This is a genomic window from Pseudomonas sp. AU11447, from assembly GCF_001672555.2.
GTDB classification, from domain to species: domain Bacteria; phylum Pseudomonadota; class Gammaproteobacteria; order Pseudomonadales; family Pseudomonadaceae; genus Pseudomonas; species Pseudomonas nitroreducens.
The window spans coordinates 140,044-164,629 of the sequence record NZ_LZDG02000024.1; the positions used below are offsets into that span (position 1 = coordinate 140,044).

Here is a 24,586-nt window from a genome sequence, read left to right on the forward strand (position 1 = left end):
TCTTTAACCCCGGAGCGCACTGTGCCCGTTACCGATTCCTTTATTACCGATCTCTCCTCCCGGTTGGGCGTGCGACTTGCCGCCGAGCAACTGCGCGTCACAACCGCCGAATCCTGCACGGGGGGCGGGATCGCCGAAGCGATCACGCGTATCCCGGGTAGCTCGGCCTGGTTCGAGGTGGGGTACGTGACTTATTCCAATAGCCAGAAGACTCGTCAGCTGGATGTGCCGGTAGAACTGTTCCCCAAGGTGGGTGCAGTGAGCCAGGAAGTTGTCGAGGCCATGGTGGCGGGGGCTCTGCCGCGAAGCGGGGCGGATATTGCCGTAGCGGTCAGCGGTATTGCCGGGCCGGACGGCGGTTCTGCCGAGAAGCCGGTGGGCACCGTCTGGCTGGCCTGGAGGAAAGGTGAACAGGTGTTCAGCGAACGCCGCCTGTATGCCGGTGATCGGGAAGCTGTACGCCGGCAGACCGTGGCGACCGCTCTGGAAGGGCTGTTGCGACTGGCGGGCGGGGAAAATCCGATTCAGGGGTAGGCGAGCGGCTTGCCCTGTGGAATAATACTGGCTACTTATACAGTTGTTCGTGGCCGCCCGGCCGCCTGACTTCGCGAGGACTTCAATGGACGACAACAAGAAGCGCGCCCTGGCCGCGGCCCTGGGACAGATCGAACGCCAATTCGGCAAAGGCGCGGTCATGCGCATGGGCGACCATGAGCGCCAGGCGATCCCTGCCATCTCCACCGGCTCGCTGGGTCTGGACATTGCGCTGGGCATCGGCGGTCTGCCGCGCGGCCGTATCGTCGAGATCTACGGCCCGGAATCCTCGGGTAAGACCACGCTGACCCTGTCGGTCATCGCCCAGGCACAGAAGGTCGGCGCCACCTGCGCCTTCGTCGACGCCGAACACGCCCTGGACCCGGACTACGCCGGCAAGCTGGGTGTCAACGTCGACGACCTGCTGGTCTCCCAGCCGGACACCGGCGAACAGGCTCTGGAAATCACCGACATGCTGGTGCGTTCCAACGCCGTTGACGTGATCATCGTCGACTCCGTGGCGGCTCTGGTACCCAAGGCCGAAATCGAAGGCGAGATGGGCGATCAGCACGTCGGCCTGCAGGCCCGCCTGATGTCCCAGGCGCTGCGCAAGATCACCGGCAACATCAAGAACGCCAACTGCCTGGTCATCTTCATCAACCAGATCCGCATGAAGATCGGCGTGATGTTCGGCAACCCGGAAACCACCACCGGTGGTAACGCGCTGAAGTTCTACTCCTCCGTTCGTCTCGACATCCGCCGGACCGGCGCGGTGAAGGAAGGCGACGAGGTGGTCGGCAGTGAAACCCGCGTCAAGGTCGTGAAGAACAAGGTCGCCCCGCCGTTCCGTCAGGCCGAGTTCCAGATCATGTACGGCCGCGGCATCTACCGCACCGGCGAGATCATCGACCTGGGCGTGCAGCTGGGCCTGATCGAGAAGTCCGGCGCCTGGTACAGCTACCAGGGCAGCAAGATCGGCCAGGGCAAGGCCAACGCCGCCAAGTTCCTGGAAGACAACGCCGAGATCTGCACCACACTCGACAAGGCCATCCGCGATCAACTGCTGACCAATCAGTCGGCGCCGACCAAGGCCGAGCTCGCTGCGGCCGAAGCCGAAGCGGAAGCTGAAGCCGACTATTAATAGGAATGACCACCGAGCTCGATAACCCCGTCGCGGTGCGGCGGGTCGCCATGGACCTGCTGGCACGCCGCGAGCACGGTCGGGCTGAGCTCTCGCGCAAGCTGCGGCAGCGCGGTGCGACGCAGGACCTGATCGACCCCGCCCTCGACCGTTTGGCCGAGGAGGGGCTGCTCAACGAGAGCCGTTACCTGGAAAGCTACATCGCCAGCCGTGCGCGGGCCGGTTACGGGCCGATGCGGATTCGCGAGGAGCTGTCGCAGCGCGGTTTGCCCCGTGGCGAGATCGATGGCGCGCTGAGCGAGTCCGGTGTCGACTGGGGCGAGAACCTGCACGAGGTCTGGCGTCGGAAGTTCGCCCGGCTGCCGCAGGATGCTCGCGAGCGAGCCCAGCAAGGGCGCTTCCTGAGCTACCGGGGTTATTCGATGGAAGCCATCAGCCGGCTTCTGAGTGGTCGACGATCAGATGATTGAACGAACAAGGCACCCCACCGGGTGCCTTGTTCGTTTCCTGCCTCTGAAAATCGTTCTGGAAAATCAGCGCTCCCAGTTTTCCGGCTGGTTGATGAAGTTCAGCAGCTCCCGCAAACGCCCCTGGGCGCGGCCATTGAAGGCGAAGGCCAGGCGGGTGAGATGGGAGAATTCCGGCTCGTCCAGTTCCGACTCGCTGTAGGGCTGCTGGTGAAATCCACCGCTTACGCACAGATTGCCGAATTCGCGTTCCAGCAATTGCAGGGCGCGCACGCTCAGCGGGTGGTTCAGTCGGATCACGAAGCGATCCTTGAGCCAGCGGCTGGAGTGGAAGTTGCTGTAGAACTGGGCGATTTCCTCGGCGGCTTCCTCGGCGCTGTGTACCAGTGTCATCAGGCTCATGTCGCTGGGCAGGATGTAGCCGTTGTCTTCGAGTTGCTCCTTGATGAACTCCAGGGCGTGGTCCCAGTAATGCCCGCCTGGTTGGTCGAGAAGGACCACCGGCACCAGTGGGCTCTTGCCGGTCTGGATCAGGGTCAGCACCTCCAGCGCTTCGTCCAGGGTGCCGAAGCCACCAGGGCAGAGCACCAGGGCGTCGGCTTCCTTGACGAAGAACAGCTTGCGCAGGAAGAAGAAGTGGAACGACAGCAGGTTGCTGGTGCCGTCCACGATGCGGTTGGCGTGTTGCTCGAAGGGCAGGGTGATGTTGAAGCCGAGGCTGTTTTCCAGGCCGGCGCCTTCGTGGGCCGCGGCCATGATGCCGCCGCCGGCGCCGGTGATGACCATCAGGTCGTAGCGCGCGAGGGTTTCGCCCAGTTCGCGGGCCAGGGTGTAGACGGGATGGTCGGCCGGCGTGCGGGCCGAGCCGAATACGGTGACTTTGCGGCGCCGTTTGAACTGCTCCAGGGTGCTGAAGGCGTGCTCCATTTCGCGAAGTGTCTGCAGCATGATCTTGGCGTCCCAGCGATTGCGGTCGGCTTGGGCCATGCGGGCGACGGTAGTGAGCATTTCGCGGTACAGCGGCAGGTTCTGGCTGTTGCCTGGGGCGGCCAGTGCGGCAAGCTCCTCGATCTTCTGTGCGAGGTCGGTGCCGCTGGTCTGGAAGTGTCTGGAGAGGTAGTCGTCGGGCTCATAGGGCATGTTGATACTCCTTGTTCATCAACCCCTGATCGCCTGTCCATGGGCGGCGCCGGCCACGCAAGGTGACTTGGGCGGTAACTCAATGGCGCTTCGCCGCACGCACAGGGTTCAGCAGGAGGCCGCCCCAGTCTGGCACGCGGGCTGTGACAGTCGGTGAGGCCTCGATATCAGATGGCGATCCGGTCTCCGGGCTCCGGAATGTTGGCCGTCCAGTTCAGGCGATCCTGTAGTGCACCCTTGAGTACATCCATCTTTTCCCGCTCGCCATGTATCAGGTATAGCTCGGGTTTGTTCTCGAAGTGGCCAACCCACTGAATTAATTGTGATTGTCCCGCGTGCGCGGAGAATCCGCCGAGGGTGTGGATCTGCGCTTTCACGCTGATGCGCTGGCGCAGGATGCGGACCGATTCGGCGCCGTCGACGATGGCACGTCCCAGCGTGCCCTTGGCCTGGAAACCGGGGAAGACGACGTGGCACTCCTCGCGCCAGAGATTGTGCTTGAGGTGGTGGACGATCCGCCCGCCGGTGCACATGCCGCTGCCGGCGATGATGATGGCGCCGGTCTTGATGCGATTCAGCGCCATGGACTCTTCGGCGTTCTGGGTGGTTCGCAGGATCGGCAGCCACTCGCCGACCTTGGCCGTGCCGGTGCCGCGCATGTATTCGCGGTCGACGTCGGCGATCTCGCCGATGTGCTGCAGATAGATATTGTTGGCCTGGGCCGCCATGGGGCTGTCGAGGTAGACGACCTGCTGCGGCAGCCGGCCCTCCTGATAGAAGCGCCCGAGGTAGTAGATCAGGTCCTGGGTGCGGCCCACGGCGAAGGACGGGATCAGTACATTGCCGCCCTCGTTCTGGGCACGCTGCAGGATGCCCGCGAGCTCCAGCAGGGTGTCGTTGGCGTCGCGGTGGTCGCGGTCGCCGTAGGTGGACTCCAGCAGCACCACATCAGCGCGGGTCAGTGGTGTCGGCGTCCGCATCAGGGGGGAGCAGGTGCTGCCCAGGTCCCCGGAGAACACCAGGCGGCGGGTCGAGCCGAACTCATGGATTTCCAGTTCGACGATGGCCGAGCCGAGGATGTGCCCGGCATTGTGGAAGGTCACGCGGATGCCGCGCGCCACGTCCACCGTGCTGCCATAGCTGACGCGGCGGCGCTGGTTCAGCGCGCGGGAAGCGTCTTCGACGGTATACAGCGGCTTGACGGGTGGCTTGCCGAGGCGGGCGCGCCACTTGTTTTCCCACTCGGCGTCCTTCTCCTGGATGTGTGCCGAATCCATCAGCATCAATTCCAGCAGGTCGCAGCAGGATTCGGTGGCGTAGATCGGCCCCTTGTAGCCTTCCTTTGCCAGGCGCGGCAGCAGGCCGCTGTGGTCCAGGTGGGCGTGGGACAGGACGACGGCGTCCAGCTCCTGCGGATCGAAGGGGAAGGGCGTGCGGTTGGTCGCCTCGTTGTCGCGAGTGCCCTTGTTGCCGCTGCGCCCCTGGCGCATCCCGCATTCGAGTAGTACGCGGACGCCGTCGCGGGTTTCCAGGAGGTAGCAGGAACCGGTGACTTCCTGGATTGCGCCGATGAAGGTGAGAAGCGCCATGTCGTCTCCTTGTCGGAATTCACTTTCAGCCTTGCTCGAATGGTCGGGACGGTCGTTGATACATGTCAGCGCCCGTCCGATCTCTGGAGACCTAGACTTTCCGGCATAACCAAGGGAGAGCCGACATGTCACAGATCCTGCCAAGCCCCGAGGAGCTTGCCGCCCATGCGGCAGCCGAGCCGGAATACGCCCGCTGGCTGCGAGGCCGTGGTCCGCTTCAGCATAGCGTGCAGACCCAGGCGGCGGTCTTTCGTGTCGCTCATCAATTGGTCCAGTACGGCCTGCAGCCGGATCTGGCCAGCGTCTACCGGCTGTTCGGCGCGCTGGATCGCCTGACCTGCGCCGGTCTCTGGCTGGTGGCGCACATGACCTACGCCAGGCGCGTCCGCCTCGATGGCGCGCCCTTGCAGCCCGAAGATTTCAAGGCACAGCCCGAAGGACATACCGGCGGCGCGCTGAACATGGTGCCAGCCTACGCCGGCTATCTCGCCCTGAATGCCCTGAGCGGCAAGACACGCGGCTGGCTGATGGGCCAAGGGCACTGCGTGACCGCGATCGACGCGCTCAACGTGCTTACCGGCAACCTGCATCCGGAGCAGGCTGCAGCTTACGGGAATGGCGAAGCCGGCCTGGATCGGCTGGTACAGGACTTCTACAGCTACGCGCAGACGGCGGAAGGCAAGGTTGCGGCTCCTTTGGGCAGCCACGTCAATCCGCACACTGCCGGTGGCATTGCCGAAGGGGGATACCTCGGCTTCGCCGAGTTGATGTATGCGCACATGCCACTGCCGGGCGAGACCCTGGTGGCCTTCCTCTCCGACGGCGCTGCCGAGGAGCAGCGCGGTAGCGACTGGATTCCCCGCTGGTGGCGCGCCGAGGACTGCGGCACGGCCTTGCCGGTGATGATCGCCAATGGCCGGCGTATTGAGCAGCGCACCGACCTGGGCACCCACGAAGGGCTGGAAGGCTTCAAGCTGCACCTGCGGCGTTGCGGTTTCGACCCGATCAGCTTCGACGGCCGCGACCCGGCAGCTTTCGTCTGTGCCCTGTGGGAAATGGAAGAACGGTTGCAGCACCGCGTCGATGAGAAGGAGCGCGGCATCCTCCGCTACCCTTTGCCGATTCCCTACGGCATCGCCGAAGCGACCAAGGGCTACGGGTTCTATGGTGCCGGCAGCAATGCTGCACACAACCTGCCGCTGCCGGGCAATCCCAGCGTGGATGCCGAGGCGCGCGACCTGTTCAACCAGCATGCGGCGCCTCTGTGGGTCGAGCCCGATGAGCTAGCCGAGGCTTGCCAGCTCTTCATCGCTTCGCGCAGCGGCCGAGTACTGGAACGGGATAACCCGCTCGCCGTGCGTCGGCCCATCGAGCCTTCGATTCCCCCGCTGCATTACCGCAATGACGAATGCTCCCCCATGGCCGCTCTGGATCGCTTCTACGTCGACCTGTGCGGCGCCAACCCGGACCTGCGCGCCCGTGTCGGCAATCCGGACGAACTGGCGAGCAACCGCCTGGGCGGCGTGCTCAAGGCGCTGCGGCACCGGGTGAGCGAGCCGGAAAGCGAGCTGGAGGCCGTAGATGGCCGGATCATCACAGCGCTCAACGAGGAGGCGGTGGTTTCTGCCTGCCTGGCCAACCAGGGCGGGCTGAACCTGGTGGCCAGCTATGAAGCCTTCTGCGTGAAGATGCTCGGTGCAGTGCGCCAGACGCTGATCTTCGCCCGCCAGCAGAAGGAAGCCGGGCGCCCGGCGGGCTGGCTCGGCTGGCCGCTGGTGGCGACCTCGCATACGTGGGAAAACGGCAAGAACCAGCAATCCCACCAGGACACCACTTTCTGCGAGGCGCTGCTGGGCGAGATGAGCGACATGGTGCGGGTAGTTTTCCCGGCCGACCACAACAGCCTTTTGGCGCTGTTGCCGGACATCTACCGCAGCCGCGGGCAGCTGGCCTGTATCGTGGCTCCCAAGCGCGAGCGGCCATCGGTATTCACCCAGGCCGAGGCCGAGCAGTTGGCGCGAGATGGCGCAATCCTGCTGGACGAGCATCCCGGCGCCGAACCGCTGCTGCTGATCGCCAACGGCAGTTACCAGTTGGCCGAGATGCGCCGCGCTGCCTTGCGGCTGGAGGAGGCCGGCTATCCGTATCGACTGGTTTATCTACAGGAGCCGGGGCGCTTCCGCGCGCCGCGCGACAATTGGGAGTTGCCGGCGCTGGCGGACGAGTCCATCGCCATGCGTCTGTTCCCCGATCATTACGAGCGGCGCGTGCTGCTCACCCACATGCGCCCGGAGGTGGCGCGTGGGCACCTCTGGCCGATCCTGCCCGATGCGTTGAAGACGGCGGTGCTGGGGTATCGCAACCAGGGCGGAACGCTGGACGAAGCGGGCATGCTGTTCGCCAACCGTTGCAGTTGGGCCCATGTGCTGGCGGCCTGTGCACGACTGCTGGACGTCCCGCGCAGCGCCTTGCTCGCACCGGACGAGGCAGCAGCGGTGGCCGGCAAGGAAAGCCCTGCGGTCCTGCGCTGACCGGCGCTGGCGCAACCGCCACGCGGCGGTTGCGCGGGCTTCAGCGCTTGAGCGGCTTGATCAGGCCGTCGAGGCCGTCGATCTTCAGTTCCAGGGTCAGCTGCATCAGCCGGCCCAGTTCGCCGGCCGGGAACTGGCCCTTCTTGTGGAACCACAGCAGGTACTCGTCCGGCAGGTCCACCAGCATGCGGCCCTGGTACTTGCCGAAGGGCATCGGCGTGCGCGCGATCTTCAGCAACATTTCCTTGTCGAGCATGCAGGCGACTTATTTCTTCAGCTTGATCTTGCAGCTGCCGGCGTCGAAACGCTCGGTGGCGACCGGGGCGTTGGTCTTGTACTCGGTGAAGCTGTAAGTGAGGATCGCGCCCTCGGCCAGCAACTGGCGGTAGGCGGTATTGCTGCAGACGCTGTCGCCCAGTTGGCTGCGCACGCTGTCCGGGTTCTCGCGCATGCGCTCGGCATGGCTGGCGCGTACGCTCAGGTGGTTGATCAGTTGCGGGCCCTCGACGGTGTAGCCCTGGTCGAGGATGTCCTCGTTGATCGCGCGCGGGGTGCCTTCGCTGCTTTCCTTGGCGACCTTTTCCAGGGTCTGGGTCAGTTCGAAGTCCTTCTTCGAGGCGGCATGCGCGACGGGAAGAACGAGGCAGAGGGCGAGGGCGGTGAGGCGCAGCATGGGCATCTCCTGACAATGGTGCCGATTCGACCGTGGCGAGCCTTCCGGGTTCGCTGGTCATTACAGCCGCCTATTGTCCCCGAAAACGACCTCCCTGCCGAGATTCGATTGCCGTAGCCCGCTGTCCGGCACGCCAGGCGGCCAACTTCGTCGAGGGATGACGCGAAGCCGGTCGCGACTTTCATCGCCACTCGGCTGTGTGAAGGGAGGCTGGTTGCAGCTCTGGTACAATCGGCGGTCCGCAACCGTCGCCCCGTTCGAGCCTTCGATGTACCGTCCGATCTTCCGCACCCCGGTGGCCCGATGAGCCACGCTGTCGCCCGCCTGCGTGATGAGCGCCTGGCCCGCTGCCTCAAGCCCTTCGTGGCCCGTGGCTCGCGCTCGCCACGCTGCCCCGGTTGCCGCCTACGGCCGAACTACTGCATGTGCGGCCTGCGCCCGCAGGTCGAGTCCAACGCGGCGATGTGCCTGGTGATGTTCGACACCGAGCCGCTCAAGCCCAGCAACACCGGCTGGCTGATCGCCGAGACGGTGCCCGAGACCTGGGCATTCGGCTGGTCGCGCATCGAGGTCGATCCGGCGCTGCTGGCGCTGCTCGACGATCCGCAATGGCAGCCGTATGTGGTATTCCCCGGCGAGTTCGTCCAGCCCGAGCGCGTAGTGACGACGGTGGAGCCGCAGGGTGGCAAGCGCCCGCTGTTCATCCTGCTCGACGCCACCTGGAACGAGGCGCGCAAGATGTTCCGCAAGAGCCCCTACCTGGACCGTTTCCCCGTGCTGAGCATCACCCCTGATGCCCTGTCACGCTATCGCCTGCGCCGCTCCAAGTTCGACGAGCACCTGTGCACCGCCGAAGTCGCGGCGCTGTGCCTGGGGTTGGCCGGCGACCGCCGCGCCGGCGATGCGCTGGATGCCTACCTGGACGTATTCAGCGAGCGCTACCTGGGTTCCAAGCGCCAGCAGCCGCTGGACGAGCAGAGCCCGGCGCACCAGGCGTTGAGGCCGTTTACCGAGCGCTAGATTGGCTCTTCATCGCATGCAGGTTTCTGATGTTCAGGGCGGGCGCCGAGGTGTGCGGTTCGCGAGCAAGCTCGCTCCTACGAAGAGCGCCGAATCCTCAGCCTGCAGGAGCGAGCTTGCTCGCGAACAGTCTCGCTCCGTTGTGCAGTAGAGATCAGACCGCCTTCACCTCGGCTTTCTTCGGCCACAGCTGCGCCACCAGCATGCCGGCCAGCATCAGTGCGCAGCCGAAGTAACCGCGCGCATGCAGGGTCTCGTCGAGGAACAGTGCGCCGGCGATGGCGGCGAACACCGCCTCCAGCGAGAGGATGATCGCCGCGTGGGAGGCGATGGCGTGCTTCTGTGCGATGACCTGCAGGGTGAAGCCGGTGGCTACGCCGAACAGGCCGCCGTAGATCAGGGCGGGGGCGGCCTGGACGATGGCGTCCCAGTGAATCTCTTCGAACACCACGGCCAGGATCATGCTCACCACCGCGCAGGTGACGAACTGCAGGAAGGCCAGACGGATCGGGTCGTAACGGCTGGCGAACAGGCCGACGAGCAGCACGTGGCCGCCCCAGACGAAGGCACCGGTCAGTTGCAGCCAGTCACCGGAGGCAACGTGGAAGCCCGGGCCGATGCTCAGCATGGCCATGCCGGTCACGGCCAGCGCGGCACCCAGCCAGGTGCCCATGCCGGCACGATGGCCGATCAGCAGGCCGAGCAGCGGCACGATGATGACGTACAGGCCGGTGATGAAGCCGGAGTTGGTCACGCTGGTGAACATCAGGCCAACCTGCTGCAGGTTGATCCCCACGGTCAGCGCGGTGCCGATGGCCAGGCCTGCGAGGATCAGGCCCCGGTTGAACGGCTGGGCGCCGCGCTTGCTCGACCAGGCCAGCAGCGGCAGCAGTGCCACGGCGCCGAGGGTGAAGCGCAGGCCGGTATAGAGGAAGGGACCGATGGCATCCATCCCGAGGCGTTGCGCGACGAAGGAGACCCCCCAGATCATCGCGGTGAACAGCATCAGGATATCGGCGCGCAGCGCATGGCTTTTCATCTTGTTCTCGTAACGGGCAGGAAAAAAAGCGGAACTCTGCCGTAACGCCGGGCCTTTGGAAAGGGGAGCGGCTTCTCGGCGGGCACACTGGCAGGGGCTTTGAAGCCACGCTGTATGTACCGTTGGGCGATGTATTCGCGGCGGACACCGGGGGTGGTCTTTGCGTACAATGTTACGAGCAGTGCTCTATCCGTGCTCCGACCTTTCCTGCGCAAGTCTGGCTGTTATCCACGGCAGTACTTCGACGCGGCCTTCAAGGAAAATTCATGGCTTCCTACGAGATCCTGATCGCTGACGATCACCCGCTGTTCCGCAGTGCCCTGCACCAGGCTCTGACCATCGGTCTTGGCCCCGAGGCGCGACTGTCGGAGGCCGCGAGTATCGCGGAGCTGGAGACGCGCCTGAACGAGAAGGCCGACTGGGACCTGGTGCTGCTGGACCTGAACATGCCCGGCGCCTACGGCTTCTCTGGCCTGGTGCTGTTGCGCGGGCAGTACCCGCAGATTCCGGTGGTGATGGTCTCGGCCCAGGAAGATGCCGCCGTGGTACAGCGCTCCCGCGAGTTCGGCGCCAGCGGCTTCATCCCCAAGTCCAGCGAGCTGAGCGTGCTGCAGCAAGCCGTGCGCGCGGTGCTCGATGGTGACGTCTGGTGGCCGCCGCAGGTGGATGCCGTGACCGAGATGAGCGATGACGTGCGCGCCGCCAGCGCTGGCCTGGCCAGCCTGACGCCGCAGCAGTTCCGCGTGCTGACCATGGTCTGCGAAGGCCTGCTGAACAAGCAGATCGCTTTCGAGCTGAGCGTCTCCGAAGCCACGGTAAAGGCTCACGTCACCGCGATCTTCCGCAAGCTGAACGTGCGCACCCGCACCCAGGCAGCGCTGTTGCTGGCGCAGATGGAGTCGGTGCCGGGGGCCTGAGCCCACCACATTCCGGCTCAGGGGCCGTCACATTCTGTAATGGCCCTGACCCCTTTTTGACGATCGCTGGTATAGAGTGCCGCGACCTTTGCCTGTGAGAACCACACGTGTCCGCCTCCCCCTTCAAGGGCCAGACCGGCCTGAAACGCATCTTCAACGCCGCCGGCTACTCGCTGGCCGGCTTCGCCGCCGCCTTCAAGGGTGAAGCGGCTTTCCGCCAACTGGTGCTGATCAACGTCATCCTGATCCCGCTGTCGTTCTTCTGCGATGTGACCCGTGGCGAGCGCGCGCTGATGATTGCCGTGTGCCTGTTGGCGCTGATCGTCGAACTGCTCAATTCCGCCATCGAGGCGGTGGTGGACCGGGTTTCCCTGGAGCGTCATCCGCTGTCGAAGAATGCCAAGGACATGGGCAGTGCGGCCCAGTTCGTCGCGCTGACCATCATCACCGTGACCTGGGCGGGCATCCTGCTCGGCTGACTGCCAGCAGGAGCGAGCTTGCTCGCGAACGGCCTGACACTGGTGTCGCAGGCGTGAAGCGTTCGCGAGCAAGGGCTGAGCGCCCCCCTCGGTCCTACAAAAAAGCACGCTTCAGGGAATCATCGGCAGGACAATATCGTCGCTGCGCGTTACCCCGGCGGTTTCGCTGCGGCACAGTTCCAGGAACTCGCGCATGGTCGCGGTCTGGTATTTCTGCCGATGCCAGATGAAATAGAACTGCCGGCGCAGGTCCAGGTCAGGTGTTTCCACCGGGACCAGGCTACCGCGGCGGAAGGCGTCGCGCAGGGCCAGGCGCGAGATGCAGCCGATCCCCAGTCCTGATTCCACTGCACGCTTGATCGCCTCGGTGTGCTCCAGTTCCAACCGCACGTTCAGCGGCTCGACGTGGTGCCGCATGGCCTGGTCGAAGGTCAGCCGCGTGCCGGAACCCTGTTCCCGCAGGATCCACGCTTCTTCCGTCAAGCGCTCCAGGCTCGCGTTACCCTCGCGGGCGAGTGGGTGCTGCGGTGCGCAGAACACCACCAGTTCGTCTTCCATCCAGGGCTGCACCTCGATGTCCGGGTGCTGGCAGTCGCCTTCGATCAGCCCGAGGTCGAGTTCGTAGTGCGCCACGCGCTGCACCACGTGGGCGGTGTTGTGCACGTGCAGGCGCACCCGGCAGTCGGGCTGGCGCTGCATGAAGGTGCCGATCAGCAGGGTCGCCAGGTAGTTGCCGATGGTCAGGGTGGCGCCCAGGTCCAGCGAGCCAAAGGCGCTCTTGCCGTTGAGCATGTTTTCGATCTCGCTGCCGCGGTCCAGCAGCGCCACTGCCTGGGGCAGCAACTGGCGGCCGAGGGCGTTGAGGGTCAGGCGTTTGCCGGAGCGATCGAACAACTTGCAGTCGAACTGCCGCTCCAGCTCGCCCAGGGCGGTGCTGGTCGCCGATTGCGACATGGATAGCCCGGCAGCTGCGCGGGAGACGCTTTCCTGCTGGGCGACGGCGACGAAGACTTCGAGCTGGCGCAGGGTGAATTTCATGGACGATGGCTCCGAAAAGGCTGCGCGACATTTCGTCGCCCCGGTGCCGGAATGCCCGGAAGGTATCCTTTTGCGGCGACATGATGCGGCCTTATCTGCGTTTTGGATTAGCAATATCCAGATAATTTATTTTGCGGATATTGTCGCCGCCTATAAAATGTCGCGCAATTGCGCTACGTCCGGGATCTGCTGGGGTGCGCCACGTTTCTCCTAGGAGTCCTTGATGAGCAACCTGTACACCGAGCGCGTTCTCAGCGTGCACCACTGGAACGACACCCTCTTCAGCTTCAAGACCACCCGTAACCCGGGTCTGCGCTTCAAGACCGGCCAGTTCGTGATGATCGGCCTGGAAGTCAACGGTCGTCCGCTGATGCGCGCGTACAGCATCGCCAGCCCGAACTACGAAGAGCACCTGGAGTTCTTCAGCATCAAGGTCCCGGACGGCCCGCTGACTTCGCGTCTGCAGCACCTGAAGGAAGGCGACGAGCTGATGGTCAGCCGCAAGCCCACCGGCACCCTGGTGCTGGACGATCTCAAGCCCGGCAAGCACCTGTACCTGCTGAGCACCGGCACCGGCATGGCGCCGTTCCTCTCGGTGATCCAGGACCCGGAAGTCTACGAGCGCTTCGAGAAGGTCATCCTGGTCCACGGCGTGCGCTGGGTCAGCGAGCTCGCTTACGCGGACTTCATCACCAAGGTCCTGCCGGAGCACGAGTACTTCGGCGACATGGTGAAAGAGAAGCTGATCTATTGCCCGCTGGTCACCCGTGAAGAGTTCCACAGCATGGGCCGCCAGACCGACCTGATGCGCAGTGGCAAGCTGTTCGCCGACATCGGCCTGCCGCCGATGAACCCGCAGGACGACCGCGCCATGATCTGCGGCAGCCCGAGCATGCTCGACGAGACCAGCGAAGTGCTGAACAGCTTCGGCCTGCAGATCTCCCCGCGCATGGGCGAGCCCGGCGACTACCTGATCGAGCGCGCCTTCGTCGAGAAGTAAGCAGCGTCCGACGGTTCAGTCGAAAGAACGCCGCGATTCCTTTGGGAGCGCGGCGTTTTTTTATGCCTGGATTTCTGCCCCAGACAGCAGCTCTTTGTAGGAGCGAGCTTGCTCGCGAACCGGCAAGGCACGGAGCGTCCGCGTTCGCGAGCAAGCTCGCTCCTACATGGGCGTCAGACCAGCCGCTGCCCCGACACTGCCGGGTGATACAGCGGCTGCACCTTGTTCCCCGCCGGGTCCAGCAGGTGGAAGCTGCGCGCGCCGTCGCCATGGTCGAAGGGGCGGTCCAGCAGCGTCACGCCGCGTGCCTTGAAGTATTGGTACCAGGCTTCCAGCTCTTCCACGCTGTCTACCACAAAACCATAGTGATCCATGGTCTGCAGCCCGTTTGCGGCACCGAAGCCGCGGCCCAGCGAGAGGTTGTCGTTGCCGCAGGTGAGGTACACCAGGTCCTCGTTGGCACGGTTCAGCACCTCCATGCCGAGCACATCGACATAGAAGCGCTCGCACTCTTCCAGGTTCGGCACCAGCAGGGCGAGATGGCGCAGGCCGTTGAGGCGGCCGGGGCGGGCAGGGAGATCGGACATGGACGTGGTTCCTTTTTTGTATACAATTTATTTTCAAATTTAAAACAAAAGGAACGCCCTGTGTACAGTCTGTTCATCAAGACCCGTGTCAAACCCGGTAGCGCCGAGGATTTCCTCCACGCCATCAAGGCCAACGCCGCTGCTTCCGTGTCCAGCGAGCCGGGCTGCCTGGTTTTCGATGTGTCCCAGGATCGCCTTGATCCGGACGTGATCTACCTCTACGAGATCTACCGCGACGACGCGGCCTATGAGGCGCACACGCAGACCGCGCACTTCCGCGACAGCCGCCCGCTGGTGGAGCCGCTGATCATCGAGCAGGAGTGCTTCGAGAGCGACGTGATCGCCCTCAATCCGGTGGACTGAGGCAGGTTTCAGTCGGCGGCGCGCTGCACGTCCAGCACGCAGATTTCGCCGTCGGCCGGGTAGTGCCAGTGCACGTCCAGGTCCCACAGGCGCACGCCGTAGCGACGCTCGGGCGGCGGCTTCTGGTAGGCCGGACGGGGGTCCTGGGCGAGGCACTGCTCGATCAGCTCGTGCACTGGCTGGCCGAGGCGAAGGCCGTGTTCATGGGCCTGGCGCAGGGCTTCGTCGTTCCAGTGCACAGCGATGGGGGCGGGTGGGGCGTCGGCGATGGCGTTGCGCGCATCGGTCACGATGTCCGCGTAAGGCACGTACGGTTTGATGTCGATGACCGGCGTGCCATCGAGCAGGTCGATGCCGGACAGCCAGAGCCGGCCGGGCTCGACCTTTTCCAGCTTCACCACGGATTGGCCGAGGCCGTTGGGGCGGTGGGTGGCGCGGGTAGCGAAGACGCCCATCGACTGGTTGCCGCCCAGGCGCGGCGGGCGCACCTTCAGCCGTGGCTTGTCTTCCAGCGCCTGGTGGAAGAGGAATATCAGCCAGACGTGGCTGACCTGCTCCAGGCCCTCTACCGCGTCGCCCGTATCGAACGGCGGCAGCAGTTCCAGTACGCCGGTCGCGGCCGGAGCCAGTTGCGGCTGGCGCGGGATGGCGAACTTCTCCTTGAAGCAGGAGCGGACGTAGCCGATGGGCGAGAGGGTGTGGGACATGGCGGCACAGGCTTTTTGCAGGGGCCGCCATGGTACCCGATTCCCCTCGCAGCGGGCTTCAGCCGAGGTGGAAGCCGCCGTCGATGGGGATGATATTGCCGGTCATGTAGGCGCCGGCGGCGCTCGCCAGGCTGATTGCCAAAGCGGACATTTCTTCCTCGCGGCCCCAGCGGCGCATGGGGATGACGGCGGTGTCCTCGGCCATGGCCTGCTCGTCGTTGGCAATGTGACGGGTCATCTTGCTGGGGAAGCGGCCGGGGGCGATGACGTTGACGTTGATGTGGTCGCTCACCAGTTCGCGGGCGAGCATGCGCGACAGCTGGTGCAGCGCGGCCTTGCTCGGGCCGTAGGCATAGGCGTTCTCGCCGTGGGAAGTGACGCCGGCCACCGAGCCGATGTTGATCACCCGTGCCGGGCTCTGCGCACTGCCGGCCTTCTTCAGCAGCGGCAGCAGTTGCTGGATGCAGCTGAACACGGCGGTGACGTTGAGCTGCATGACCTTCTCCCAGCCCGAGGCCGGGTAGCTTTCCAGCGGCGCGCCCCAGGTGGTGCCGGCGTTGTTGACCAGAATGTCGAGGTGATCCAGGCGCTCGTTCAGCTCGGCGGCCAGCGCGCGGGCGCCTTCCTCGGTGGCGAGGTTGGCCGGCAGGCCGATGCACTCGCCGTACTGCGACAGCTCGGCGGCGGTGTCGGCGCAGGCGGCGCCATCGCGGGCGCAGATGATGACCCTGGCGCCGGCTTCGAGCAGGCCCTGGGCGATCATCCGGCCAATGCCGCGGGTGCCGCCGGTGACCAGTGCGGTCTTGCCTGCGAGGGAAAAGTACGGGTGCATGAGCCTCTCCTGGCTGGTTTTTCGCCTCACCCTAGCGGGATGAGCGGGCCGCTCCGAGCACTATCCAATCGGGAAATGGCGGCGCATTACGCGGCGGCTGCATTTTCTTAACCTGCGCATAACCTTCGCTGCCCTAGTGTCCGCCGCACATTCGGTTGGTCGGGGGCCAGGTGATGCAGGGTTGGAGCAAGGATCGGAAGGCATTGGCGCTGCTATTGGGCGTCTCGGCGCTGCTGTTGCTGTTCGGGTTGGGCTGGCGCGAGGTCTGGGGCCCGGAAGTGCGCTGGGCGGATATCTCGTTGCAGATGCTGCAGTCTGGCGACTACTTCGACCCCTACCTGCGTGGGGCGCCGTACTACGACAAACCATTGCTGTCCTACTGGCTGATCACCGCGCCGGCCAGCCTGTTCGGTCTCAACCATTGGACGCTGCGCCTCAGCACCGTGCTGGCCGGGCTGGGCAGCATCTGGCTCACCTGGTGGCTGGGCGAACGCCTGCTGCGCAAAGGCACCGGACTGCTGGCCGGCTGGCTGCTGGCGACCACTTTCTACTTCCTGTTCTGGGCGCGGGTGGCGACGGCGGACATGCTCACGGTGTTCGGCGTGCTGGCGGCGCTGGCCTGGTACTGGCGTGACCCGGAGGACACGCGATTCAGGAGCTACCTGGGCTTCTTCCTGATCCTCTCGCTGACGTCGCTGTGCAAGGGGTTGATCGGTTTCGTCCTGCCGGGGCTGGTGCTGCTGCCGCACCTGCTCAGCGCCGGGCGCTGGCGCCGGCACTTGAACCTGCGGCTGCTGGCGGCGCTGGTAGTGGCTGGTGGCGTGTATGCGATTCCCTTCGTGCTATCGCACTTCTATGGCCAGCCCAGCTACGGCGAGAGCGGGCTGGCGCTGGTATTCCGCGAGAACGTGGTGCGCTTCTTCCAGCCCTTCGACCACGAGGGGCCGATTTACACCTACCTGCTCTATCTGCCGGCCTACACGCTGCCCTGGGCGCCGCTGTGGGTACTTGGCCTGTGGTTCGCTGCGCGCCGCTGGAAGCAACTGGAGCCCAATGCGCGCTGGCTGGTCTGGGCGCTGGTGCTGCTGTTCGCGTTCTTCACTGCCAGTGGTGGCCGGCGCAGTTACTACGTGCTTCCGCTGGTGCCGTTCGCGCAACTGTTGGGTGCGTGGTGGGTGATCGAGTGGCGGCATGAACGCAAGCTGGCCGGGCTGGGGCGTGCCTGGCCGCGGGCGGTCGGCGCCGCAGCGGTGGTGATGCTGCTGGTGGTGGGCGTGGCGTACCCATGGAGCAATGCTGGCGGCGGGGTTCCGCTCTTTGCCAGGGAAGTGCGTGCCGCAGCGGAGCAGACGGCGCCCTGGTCGCAGTGGCGGGTACTGGTTCTCGGCGATGACGACGCGCGTCTGCCGATCTATCTGCAGAAGCATGGCGAACGGCAGGCCCATCCCTTCCTCTATATCCATTCCAATTATCCGCAGGGCGACAGCGCCGCGTTGTTCGCCTGGCTGCGCCAGCGCACCGGCGAGGACTGGGACCCGGCGCGTACTCTGATCATTTCCCAGGTGACGCATGAAGGTACGCAGCCGCTGAACTGGCTGACGGCGGATCACCGGCTGATCGAGTCCGGGCTTAACAATGGCCAGCGCCTGGGGCACGCGAAGAACAAGGAGGCGAGCCTGGCCTATCTGCCGATGGACAAGCCGCTCAGCGCGAACGCAGCACCCGGCGCAGCAGAAGCAGGTAAGGCGGCAGATTGACTGCGGCCACGATGAGGCCGAGGACGACCTGGGTTACCTCGGTCAGGCCGGCGGGGTAGATCAGCGGGATCAGGTAGTGCTCGATGAAGCCGCCGCTGTAGCCCTGGTCGCCGGCCAGGGCGCGGAAGTGATTCTCCAGCGGCGTGAGCGGGCAATAGAGGTGGAGGAATTCCACCGCCATGCCCCAGGCCGCTGCCGGTATGTGCAGCCACGCCAGGCGCGGCCAGCGCAGCACCAGCAGGCCGCCGAGCAGCACGAAGAGGATGAAGCCCAGGTGCAGCAGGACGACGGCGTCGGCGGCCAGGCGATAGAGCATGTCGATCTCAGCGCTGCTGGCGCTGGGTCAGGCCCTTGAGGAAGTTGCGCAGCAACTGATCGCCGCAGGGGCGGTAGTTGTTGTGGCCGGGTTTGCGGAACAGCGCGCCCAGTTCTGTCTTGGTGACGATGAAGCTGACGCTGTCGAGGATCGCGAGGATATCGTCGTCGCGCAGTTCGAAGGCCACGCGCAGTTTCTTCAGGGTGATGTTGTTGGTCAGCGGCAGTTCCACCGGCGGCAGCGGGCGTGATTCGTCGCGGCCACGGCGATGCACGATCAGGCCGTCGAGGAAGTGCGCCAGCACGCGGTCGCTGCAGGGCTTGAACTCCGGCTCGTCGTCGCGGGCGAGGAAGGCGCCGACGTCTTCGGTGCTGAGGTTGAAGCCGGCCAGCGCGGTGATCTCGGCGACCTGCGCATCGCGGATGTCCAGCAGGTAGCGCAGGCTGCGCAGTACGTCGTTGTTGGTCATGGGCTTTCCAATAGCAGAAATGAAAAGCCCCGCATCAGCGGGGCTTTTGCGGATCAGACCAGTTCGGCCCAGAGGTCGTACTCGTCGGCGTCGGTGATGCGCACGCGCACCTTGTCGCCCGGCTTCACATCGAAGGTGTCGATGTACACGGCGCCGTCGATTTCCGGGGCGTCGGCGTAGGAGCGGCCGACCGCGCCTTCGTCATCCACTTCGTCGATCAGCACTTCGATTTCCTTGCCGATCTTCAGCTGCAGGCGTGCGGCGGAAATGGCCTGCTGGTGCGCCATGAAGCGCTCCCAACGGTCCTGCTTGACGTCATCGGGGACGACTTCCAGGCCCAGATCGTTGGCCGGGGCGCCTTCCACCGGGGAGTACTGGAAGCAGCCGACGCGGTCGAGCTGGGCTTCGGTCAGCCAGTCCAGCAGGTACTGGAAGTCTTCCTCGGTCTCGCCGGGGAAGCCGACGATGAAGGTGGAACGGATGGTCAGCTCGGGGCAGATTTCGCGCCACTTCTTGATGCGCGCCAGGGTCTTGTCCTCGAAGGCGGGGCGCTTCATGGACTTGAGCACTTTCGGGCTGGCGTGCTGGAAGGGGATGTCCAGGTAGGGCAGCAGCTTGCCCTCGGCCATCAGCGGAATCACATCGTCGACGTTGGGGTACGGGTAGACGTAGTGCAGGCGCACCCACACACCCATCGAGGAGAGCGCCTGGCACAGCTCCAGCATGCGGGTCTTCACCGGCTGGCCATCCCAGAAGTCCATCTTGTACTTCAGGTCCACGCCGTAGGCGCTGGTGTCCTGGGAGATCACCAGCAGCTCTTTCACGCCGGCTTTCACCAGGCGCTGGGCTTCGCTGAGCACGTCGCCCACCGGGCGGCTGACCAGCTTGCCGCGCATCGACGGGATGATGCAGAAGCTGCAGCTGTGGTTGCAGCCTTCGGAAATCTTCAGGTAGGCGTAGTGGCGCGGGGTCAGCTTGATACCCTGCGGCGGCACCAGGTCGATCAGCGGGTTGTGCTCGGCCTTGGGCGGGATCACCTCGTGGACGGCGTTGACCACCTGCTCGTACTGCTGCGGGCCGGTGACGGCCAGCACGCTGGGATGTACGTCACGGATGCTGTCTTCGGCCACGCCCATGCAGCCGGTAACGATTACCTTGCCGTTCTCGGCGATGGCCTCGCCGATGGCGTCCAGGGATTCGGCCTTGGCGCTGTCGATGAAACCGCAGGTGTTCACCACCACCACGTCCGCGTCCTGGTAGGTGGGGACGATTTCGTACCCTTCCATGCGCAGTTGGGTGAGGATGCGTTCGGAGTCGACAGTCGCTTTCGGGCATCCGAGCGAGACGAATCCTACTTTGGGTGTGGCGGTGGACATGTGCGGCTAACCTCGAAGGGCGCGCTGGCGGCGCCTCTGATCAAAAAGTGCGCAATTCTAGCGGCGTCCCGCGCACTTGACCAGCCTCTCTGGGACAAGCTGTCGCACGCCGCCGGACAACCCCTTGCGCCCGGTAATTCCGGGCAACAGGCTCTATAGTCAATCAGAACCTTCGAACCCGGCTCTTGCATCGACGAATGGGTCGGAGCAGGATGCGCCGAATTTTTTTGAGGAATTTTGTTACATGTCCGATGCAAGCGCCGGCACCGTTGAGCATGAACAGCCCCACTCGAGCTCCGCGATCGGCTTGATGGTCGGTGCCGTGGGCGTCTGCTACGGCGACATCGGCACCAGCCCGCTGTACACCCTGAAGGAAGTCTTCGTGGGTGGTTATGGTGTGCAGGCCAACCACGACGGCGTGCTGGGCGTGCTGTCGCTGATCTTCTGGTCGCTGATCTGGGTGGTGTCGATCAAGTACGTGATCTTCGTACTGCGCGCCGACAACCAGGGCGAGGGCGGGGTAATGGCGCTGTCTGCACTGGCTCGTCGCGCCGCCAGCGGGCGCCATAAACTGCAGGCGATGGTGGTGATCGCCGGGCTGATCGGCGCGGCACTCTTCTACGGCGACAGCATGATCACTCCGGCGATTTCGGTGCTGTCCGCCATCGAGGGCCTGGAAATCGCCTTCGACGGGCTGGAGCACTGGGTCGTACCGCTCTCGCTGATCGTGCTGGTCGGCCTGTTCCTCATCCAGAAGCACGGCACCGCGCGCATCGGCATCCTCTTCGGCCCGGTGATGGTGGCCTGGTTCCTGGCGCTGGCGGCACTGGGTATCTATGGCGTGGCCCAGCAACCGGAAGTGCTGAAGGCGATGAACCCGGGCTGGGCGGTCAATTTCTTCATTTCGCATCCGGGCATCGGCGTGGCGATCCTCGGCGCCACCGTGCTGGCGCTGACCGGCGCCGAAGCGCTATACGCGGACATGGGCCACTTCGGCCGCAAGCCCATCGCCCGTGCCTGGTTCGCCCTGGTGCTGCCGGCGTTGGTGCTCAACTATTTCGGCCAGGGCGCGACCATCCTGGTCAACGCCGAGGCCGCGCGTAACCCCTTCTACCTGACGGCACCGAGCTGGGCGCTGGTGCCTCTGGTGGCGCTGTCCACCGCGGCCACGGTGATCGCGTCGCAGGCGGTGATTTCCGGCGCCTTCTCCCTGACCCGCCAGGCTATCCAGCTCGGCTACGTGCCGCGCATGGTGATCCAGCACACCTCCAGCCACGAGCAGGGGCAGATCTACATCGGCATGGTGAACTGGGCGCTGATGGTCGGTGTGGTGCTGCTGGTACTGGGCTTCGAATCGTCCGCCGCGCTGGCCTCGGCCTACGGCGTCGCGGTGACCGGCACCATGCTGATGACCACGCTGCTGATGGGCGTGGTGATCTGGCTGATGTGGAAGTGGCCGCTGTGGCTGGCGATTCCGTTCTTCCTGATGATGCTGTTCGTCGACACCCTGTTCTTTGCCGCGAACCTGCCCAAGGTCGTCCAGGGTGGTGCCTTCCCGGTGATCGCCGGTATCGGCCTGTTCATCCTGATGACCACCTGGAAGCGCGGCCGCCAGTTGCTGGTGGACCGCCTCGACGAAGGCTCGCTGCCGCTGCCGCTGTTCATTTCCAGCATCCGCTCGCAGCCGCCGCACCGCGTGCAGGGCACCGCGGTGTTCCTCACCGCGCGTACCGACGCCGTGCCCCATGCGCTGTTGCACAACCTCCTGCACAACCAGGTGTTGCACGAGCAGGTTGTCCTGCTCACCGTGGTCAACGAAGACAGCCCGCGGGTTGCCCCGGACCGTCGCTTCGAGGTGGACGCCTACGGCGAGGGGTTCTTCCGCGTGGTGCTGCACTTCGGCTTCATCGAGGACCCGGACATCCCGCAGGCGCTCAAGCTGTGCCACCTCAACGAGCTGGACTTCAGCCCGATGCGCACCACCTACTTCCTCAGCCGCGAGACGGTGATCCCGTCCAAGCTGATCGGCATGGCGCGCTGGCGCGAGGCACTGTTCGCCTTCCTGCTGAAGAACGCCAACGGCAACCTGCGTTACTTCAACCTGCCGCTGAACCGGGTGATCGAACTGGGGACGCAGGTGGAAATCTGAGTGCACGCCGCCCAGGAAAAACGCGCCGATTGGCGCGTTTTTCATGTTGGCCGGGGCAGCGAGCGGGATCAGCGCGCGAGCGCTTCCTCCGGTGATTCATGGCGGCGGTAGGGGAACACATCGATCACCTTCCCCGCGCGAATCTGCTCTTGTAATCCCTTCCAGTAGTCGGCATCGAACAGGTTGCCGTGCAGCTTGGCGAATTGCCGGCGCAGCTTCAGGTCGACGAACAGGAAGCGCGGGAACTCCTCGGGGAACACGTCCATCGGCCCCACCGAGTACCAGGGCTCGGAGGACAGCTCGTCCTCCTCGTAGCGCGCCGGCGGGATGTGGCGGAAGTGCACCTCGGTCAGGTAGCTGATCTCGTCGTAGTCGTAGAACACCACACGGCCGTGGCGGGTGACGCCGAAGTTCTTCAGCAGCATGTCGCCGGGGAAGATGTTCGCCGCCGCCAGTTGCTTGATCGCCAGCCCGTAGTCATACAGCGCCTCGTGCACCTGGGCCTCGGTGGCCTGCTCCAGATACAGGTTCAACGGGGTCATGCGGCGCTCCGTCCAGCAATGGCGGATCAGCACCACATCGCCTTCCAGCACCACGGTGGAGGGCGCCACGTCCAGCAGTTCGGCCAGGCATTCGGGTTCGAACTTGCTCACCGGGAAGCGGAAGTCGGCGAACTGCTGGGTGTCGGCCAGGCGGCCGACGCGGTCGTGGTTCTTCACCAACTGGTACTTCTGGATCACCGTGGCGTGGTCCACGGTCTTGGCCGGGTTGAAGTTGTCCTTGATGATCTTGAACACCGTATTGAAGCCGGGCAGGGTGAACACGCTCATCACCATGCCGCGCACGCCGGGCGCCATGACGAAGCGGTCGTCGGTGGCCGCCAGGTGGTTGATCAGCGCGCGGTAGAACTCGCTCTTGCCCTGCTTGTAGAAACCGATGGAGGTGTACAGCTCGGCGATGTGCTTGCCCGGCAGCAGGCGCTTGAGAAAGGCGACCATCTCCGCCGGCACTGGCGCGTCGACCATGAAGTAGGAGCGGGTGAAGGAGAAGATGATCGAGACCTCGGCCTCGTCGGTGATCACGGTGTCGAACTGGATGCCGCGCCCTTCGTGGTGCACCAGCGGGAACACCAGCGGCCATTGCTCTTCGGGGGTGAACAGGCGGCCCACCAGGTAGGCGCCCTTGTTGCGGTAGAACACCGAACCGATCAGCTCGATGGTCAGGGTCGGGTCCTTGCACACCCAGTCCGGCAGGTTGGCGTGCAGCAAGTGATCCATACGCTCCAGGTCGCGCTCGCGGTCGTCGTAGTCCACGGCGAACCGGTAGTCGTCGAAGATGCTCTCCAGCGCCTGGCGCAGCTTGCCGCCGGGGCGGTAGAGGCGCGTGTGCGGATCGCGGGAGTGGGCACGCAGCGCGGGTCGGGTGGTGTGGACGAACATCGTGCCGTCGCTGATGTTGTCGTGGCTGAACAGGCCGCAGAAGATCGAGTTGAACCAGGTTTCCGCCAGCTCGTCGTCCAGCCGCGGGTCGATCAGGGTGATGTAGGCGCTCTTGGCGATGGGCCAGCGCTCCACGTCCACCAGGTCGATGCCGGCCATGGCGCGGGTCAGGCGCTCGACGGTCTCGGCGACTTTTTCCTCGTACAGGTTGATGCGCTCGGCCGAGGCCTGCTGCGCTTCCTGCCAATGTGCCTGTTCGAAGCGCGCCGGCGCACCGGCGGTGATCCGGTGGAACTGCGCGCGGTAGTCGTCGAAGCCTTCGAGGATCAGGGTCGCGATCTCGGTCGCCGGCCAGTGCTGAGCCATGGGAGCGCCTCTGCAGAGTTCTTGTGCAGCGAGCTTAGCCACGGGCAACGGCGAGGGAAAGGACGAATTCTCCGGGCGATCGTGCAGCTTTCCTGGGCTTATCCCACGTATGCTGGTCGGCCCGTTCTTTCTGGCAAGGAGCTGACAAACGATGGACGGCATCCGCATCGAACGTTGTACCGAGCAGCACATCAATGGCCTCGCAGCCCTCTACAACGACCCGGCCGTGTGCCGCCAGGTGCTGCAGATGCCGCATCAGGCGCCGGACCTGTGGCGCAAGCGGCTGGTGCTGGATGACGAGCGCCGGGTAACGCTGATGGCGATGCACCAGGAACAGGTGATCGGCAGCGCGAGCATCGAACAGTTCCCGCGCGTGCGGCGCAGCCATTGCGGCAGCATCGGCATGGGCGTGGCGGTTGCCTGGCAGGGCCGCGGCGTCGGCACGCGGCTGCTGGCCGAGTTGCTGGAGGTTGCGGACAACTGGATGGCCCTGCGCCGCGTCGAGCTGACCGTCTACACCGACAACGCTCCGGCCATCGCGCTGTACCGCAAGTTCGGTTTCGAAGTGGAGGGGCAATTGCGCGAGTACGCCATTCGCGACGGCATCTACGCCGACGTGCTGAGCATGGCGCGCCTGCGCAGAAGCTGACGGTGGAC

Annotated in this window: 26 protein-coding genes; 13 read left to right on the forward strand and 13 right to left on the reverse strand. The window is 64.9% G+C overall.

All coding sequences use genetic code 11. The features are described from left to right. Positions 1–21: 21 nt before the first annotated feature. The 3 genes from A6723_RS06320 (at position 22) to recX (ending at position 2,145) form a co-directional block, all read left to right on the forward strand. Complete coding sequence (locus A6723_RS06320; protein ID WP_054908166.1) at positions 22–534, forward strand: CinA family protein; 513 nt, start codon at positions 22–24, stop codon at positions 532–534. An 85-nt stretch (positions 535–619) separates the two neighbouring features. Then, positions 620–1,675: a recombinase RecA gene (recA, locus tag A6723_RS06325; protein ID WP_054908167.1), complete on the forward strand. Its 1,056-nt coding sequence runs from the start codon at positions 620–622 to the stop codon at positions 1,673–1,675. Between the two features lie 5 nt (positions 1,676–1,680). After that, the gene (gene recX / locus A6723_RS06330; RefSeq protein ID WP_054908168.1) at positions 1,681–2,145 is read left to right on the forward strand and encodes a recombination regulator RecX; all 465 of its coding nucleotides are present in this window, start codon (positions 1,681–1,683) and stop codon (positions 2,143–2,145) included. 63 nt (positions 2,146–2,208) lie between these two features. Here recX and A6723_RS06335 read toward each other — a convergent pair whose 3' ends face one another. Both A6723_RS06335 and A6723_RS06340 read right to left on the reverse strand, forming a co-directional pair. After that, positions 2,209–3,282 (reverse strand): LOG family protein, encoded by a 1,074-nt coding sequence (locus A6723_RS06335; protein WP_054908169.1) that lies wholly within the window; start codon positions 3,280–3,282, stop codon positions 2,209–2,211. Between the two features lie 167 nt (positions 3,283–3,449). After that, positions 3,450–4,871, reverse strand: a complete 1,422-nt coding sequence (locus tag A6723_RS06340) for an MBL fold metallo-hydrolase RNA specificity domain-containing protein (RefSeq protein WP_054908170.1) — start codon at positions 4,869–4,871, stop codon at positions 3,450–3,452. A 125-nt stretch (positions 4,872–4,996) separates the two neighbouring features. Between A6723_RS06340 and A6723_RS06345 the strand changes: the two genes are divergently transcribed. Then, positions 4,997–7,402, forward strand: a complete 2,406-nt coding sequence (locus A6723_RS06345) for a xylulose 5-phosphate 3-epimerase (protein WP_054908171.1) — start codon at positions 4,997–4,999, stop codon at positions 7,400–7,402. A 40-nt stretch (positions 7,403–7,442) separates the two neighbouring features. Here the strand turns inward: A6723_RS06345 and A6723_RS06350 are convergent, their stop codons facing one another. Both A6723_RS06350 and A6723_RS06355 read right to left on the reverse strand, forming a co-directional pair. Next, positions 7,443–7,658, reverse strand: a complete 216-nt coding sequence (locus tag A6723_RS06350) for a DUF3820 family protein (protein WP_024765295.1) — start codon at positions 7,656–7,658, stop codon at positions 7,443–7,445. A gap of 9 nt (positions 7,659–7,667) precedes the next feature. Next, positions 7,668–8,075 (reverse strand): quorum-sensing-regulated virulence factor family protein, encoded by a 408-nt coding sequence (locus A6723_RS06355; RefSeq protein ID WP_024765294.1) that lies wholly within the window; start codon positions 8,073–8,075, stop codon positions 7,668–7,670. A 303-nt stretch (positions 8,076–8,378) separates the two neighbouring features. Between A6723_RS06355 and A6723_RS06360 the strand changes: the two genes are divergently transcribed. Next, entirely contained in the window at positions 8,379–9,095 is a 717-nt protein-coding gene (locus A6723_RS06360) for a tRNA-uridine aminocarboxypropyltransferase (protein ID WP_054908172.1), read from the forward strand. 154 nt (positions 9,096–9,249) lie between these two features. Here the strand turns inward: A6723_RS06360 and A6723_RS06365 are convergent, their stop codons facing one another. Then, positions 9,250–10,134, reverse strand: a complete 885-nt coding sequence (locus tag A6723_RS06365; RefSeq protein WP_054908173.1) for a DMT family transporter — start codon at positions 10,132–10,134, stop codon at positions 9,250–9,252. Between the two features lie 266 nt (positions 10,135–10,400). Here A6723_RS06365 and erdR point away from each other — a divergent pair, with 266 nt between their 5' ends. Beyond that, positions 10,401–11,051, forward strand: a complete 651-nt coding sequence (gene erdR / locus A6723_RS06370) for a response regulator transcription factor ErdR (protein ID WP_024765291.1) — start codon at positions 10,401–10,403, stop codon at positions 11,049–11,051. 107 nt (positions 11,052–11,158) lie between these two features. After that, complete coding sequence (locus A6723_RS06375) at positions 11,159–11,530, forward strand: diacylglycerol kinase (RefSeq protein WP_024765290.1); 372 nt, start codon at positions 11,159–11,161, stop codon at positions 11,528–11,530. A 111-nt stretch (positions 11,531–11,641) separates the two neighbouring features. Here A6723_RS06375 and A6723_RS06380 read toward each other — a convergent pair whose 3' ends face one another. Beyond that, positions 11,642–12,568, reverse strand: coding sequence for a LysR family transcriptional regulator (locus A6723_RS06380; RefSeq protein ID WP_054908174.1), 927 nt, complete (start codon positions 12,566–12,568; stop codon positions 11,642–11,644). Here A6723_RS06380 and A6723_RS31660 point away from each other — a divergent pair. After that, positions 12,567–12,782 (forward strand): hypothetical protein, encoded by a 216-nt coding sequence (locus A6723_RS31660; RefSeq protein WP_139092913.1) that lies wholly within the window; start codon positions 12,567–12,569, stop codon positions 12,780–12,782. The two genes, A6723_RS06380 and A6723_RS31660, sit on opposite strands and share 2 nt — an antisense overlap. A gap of 9 nt (positions 12,783–12,791) precedes the next feature. Next, positions 12,792–13,568: a ferredoxin-NADP reductase gene (gene fpr, locus A6723_RS06385; protein ID WP_017517998.1), complete on the forward strand. Its 777-nt coding sequence runs from the start codon at positions 12,792–12,794 to the stop codon at positions 13,566–13,568. A gap of 173 nt (positions 13,569–13,741) precedes the next feature. On the opposite strand, the gene A6723_RS06390 is transcribed toward fpr, so the two are convergent. After that, entirely contained in the window at positions 13,742–14,155 is a 414-nt protein-coding gene (locus A6723_RS06390; RefSeq protein WP_054908175.1) for a VOC family protein, read from the reverse strand. A 60-nt stretch (positions 14,156–14,215) separates the two neighbouring features. Here A6723_RS06390 and A6723_RS06395 point away from each other — a divergent pair, with 60 nt between their 5' ends. After that, a complete protein-coding gene (locus A6723_RS06395; RefSeq protein WP_024765286.1) occupies positions 14,216–14,518 on the forward strand; it encodes a putative quinol monooxygenase in 303 nt (100 codons plus the stop codon). Between the two features lie 8 nt (positions 14,519–14,526). On the opposite strand, the gene tsaA is transcribed toward A6723_RS06395, so the two are convergent. Together tsaA and A6723_RS06405 are read right to left on the reverse strand one after the other, a co-directional pair. Then, the gene (gene tsaA / locus A6723_RS06400; RefSeq protein ID WP_054908176.1) at positions 14,527–15,225 is read right to left on the reverse strand and encodes a tRNA (N6-threonylcarbamoyladenosine(37)-N6)-methyltransferase TrmO; all 699 of its coding nucleotides are present in this window, start codon (positions 15,223–15,225) and stop codon (positions 14,527–14,529) included. Positions 15,226–15,283: 58 nt separating this feature from the next. Continuing rightward, positions 15,284–16,057: an SDR family oxidoreductase gene (locus tag A6723_RS06405; RefSeq protein WP_054908177.1), complete on the reverse strand. Its 774-nt coding sequence runs from the start codon at positions 16,055–16,057 to the stop codon at positions 15,284–15,286. Positions 16,058–16,230: 173 nt separating this feature from the next. Here A6723_RS06405 and A6723_RS06410 point away from each other — a divergent pair, with 173 nt between their 5' ends. After that, on the forward strand, positions 16,231–17,814 hold the full coding sequence (locus tag A6723_RS06410; RefSeq protein WP_054908178.1) for a glycosyltransferase family 39 protein: 1,584 nt from the start codon (positions 16,231–16,233) through the stop codon (positions 17,812–17,814). On the opposite strand, the gene A6723_RS06415 is transcribed toward A6723_RS06410, so the two are convergent. From A6723_RS06415 to rimO, 3 genes are read right to left on the reverse strand one after another with little or no spacing between them, the layout of a single operon-like run. Continuing rightward, positions 17,762–18,130 carry a DUF2784 domain-containing protein gene (locus A6723_RS06415; protein ID WP_054908179.1) on the reverse strand — a complete coding sequence of 123 codons (369 nt, stop codon included), beginning with the start codon at positions 18,128–18,130 and terminating at the stop codon, positions 17,762–17,764. The two genes, A6723_RS06410 and A6723_RS06415, sit on opposite strands and share 53 nt — an antisense overlap. 7 nt (positions 18,131–18,137) lie before the next feature. Beyond that, the gene (locus A6723_RS06420) at positions 18,138–18,599 is read right to left on the reverse strand and encodes a DUF1456 family protein (RefSeq protein WP_024765281.1); all 462 of its coding nucleotides are present in this window, start codon (positions 18,597–18,599) and stop codon (positions 18,138–18,140) included. Between the two features lie 53 nt (positions 18,600–18,652). Beyond that, entirely contained in the window at positions 18,653–19,975 is a 1,323-nt protein-coding gene (gene rimO, locus A6723_RS06425) for a 30S ribosomal protein S12 methylthiotransferase RimO (RefSeq protein WP_054908180.1), read from the reverse strand. Between the two features lie 244 nt (positions 19,976–20,219). Here rimO and A6723_RS06430 point away from each other — a divergent pair, with 244 nt between their 5' ends. Further along, entirely contained in the window at positions 20,220–22,124 is a 1,905-nt protein-coding gene (locus tag A6723_RS06430; RefSeq protein WP_054908181.1) for a potassium transporter Kup, read from the forward strand. Positions 22,125–22,192: 68 nt separating this feature from the next. Here the strand turns inward: A6723_RS06430 and aceK are convergent, their stop codons facing one another. Next, positions 22,193–23,929, reverse strand: coding sequence for a bifunctional isocitrate dehydrogenase kinase/phosphatase (gene aceK / locus A6723_RS06435; RefSeq protein ID WP_054908182.1), 1,737 nt, complete (start codon positions 23,927–23,929; stop codon positions 22,193–22,195). Between the two features lie 151 nt (positions 23,930–24,080). On the opposite strand from aceK, the gene A6723_RS06440 reads away from it, so the two are divergent. Continuing rightward, the gene (locus tag A6723_RS06440; protein WP_054908183.1) at positions 24,081–24,578 is read left to right on the forward strand and encodes a GNAT family N-acetyltransferase; all 498 of its coding nucleotides are present in this window, start codon (positions 24,081–24,083) and stop codon (positions 24,576–24,578) included. Positions 24,579–24,586: the final 8 nt, after the last annotated feature.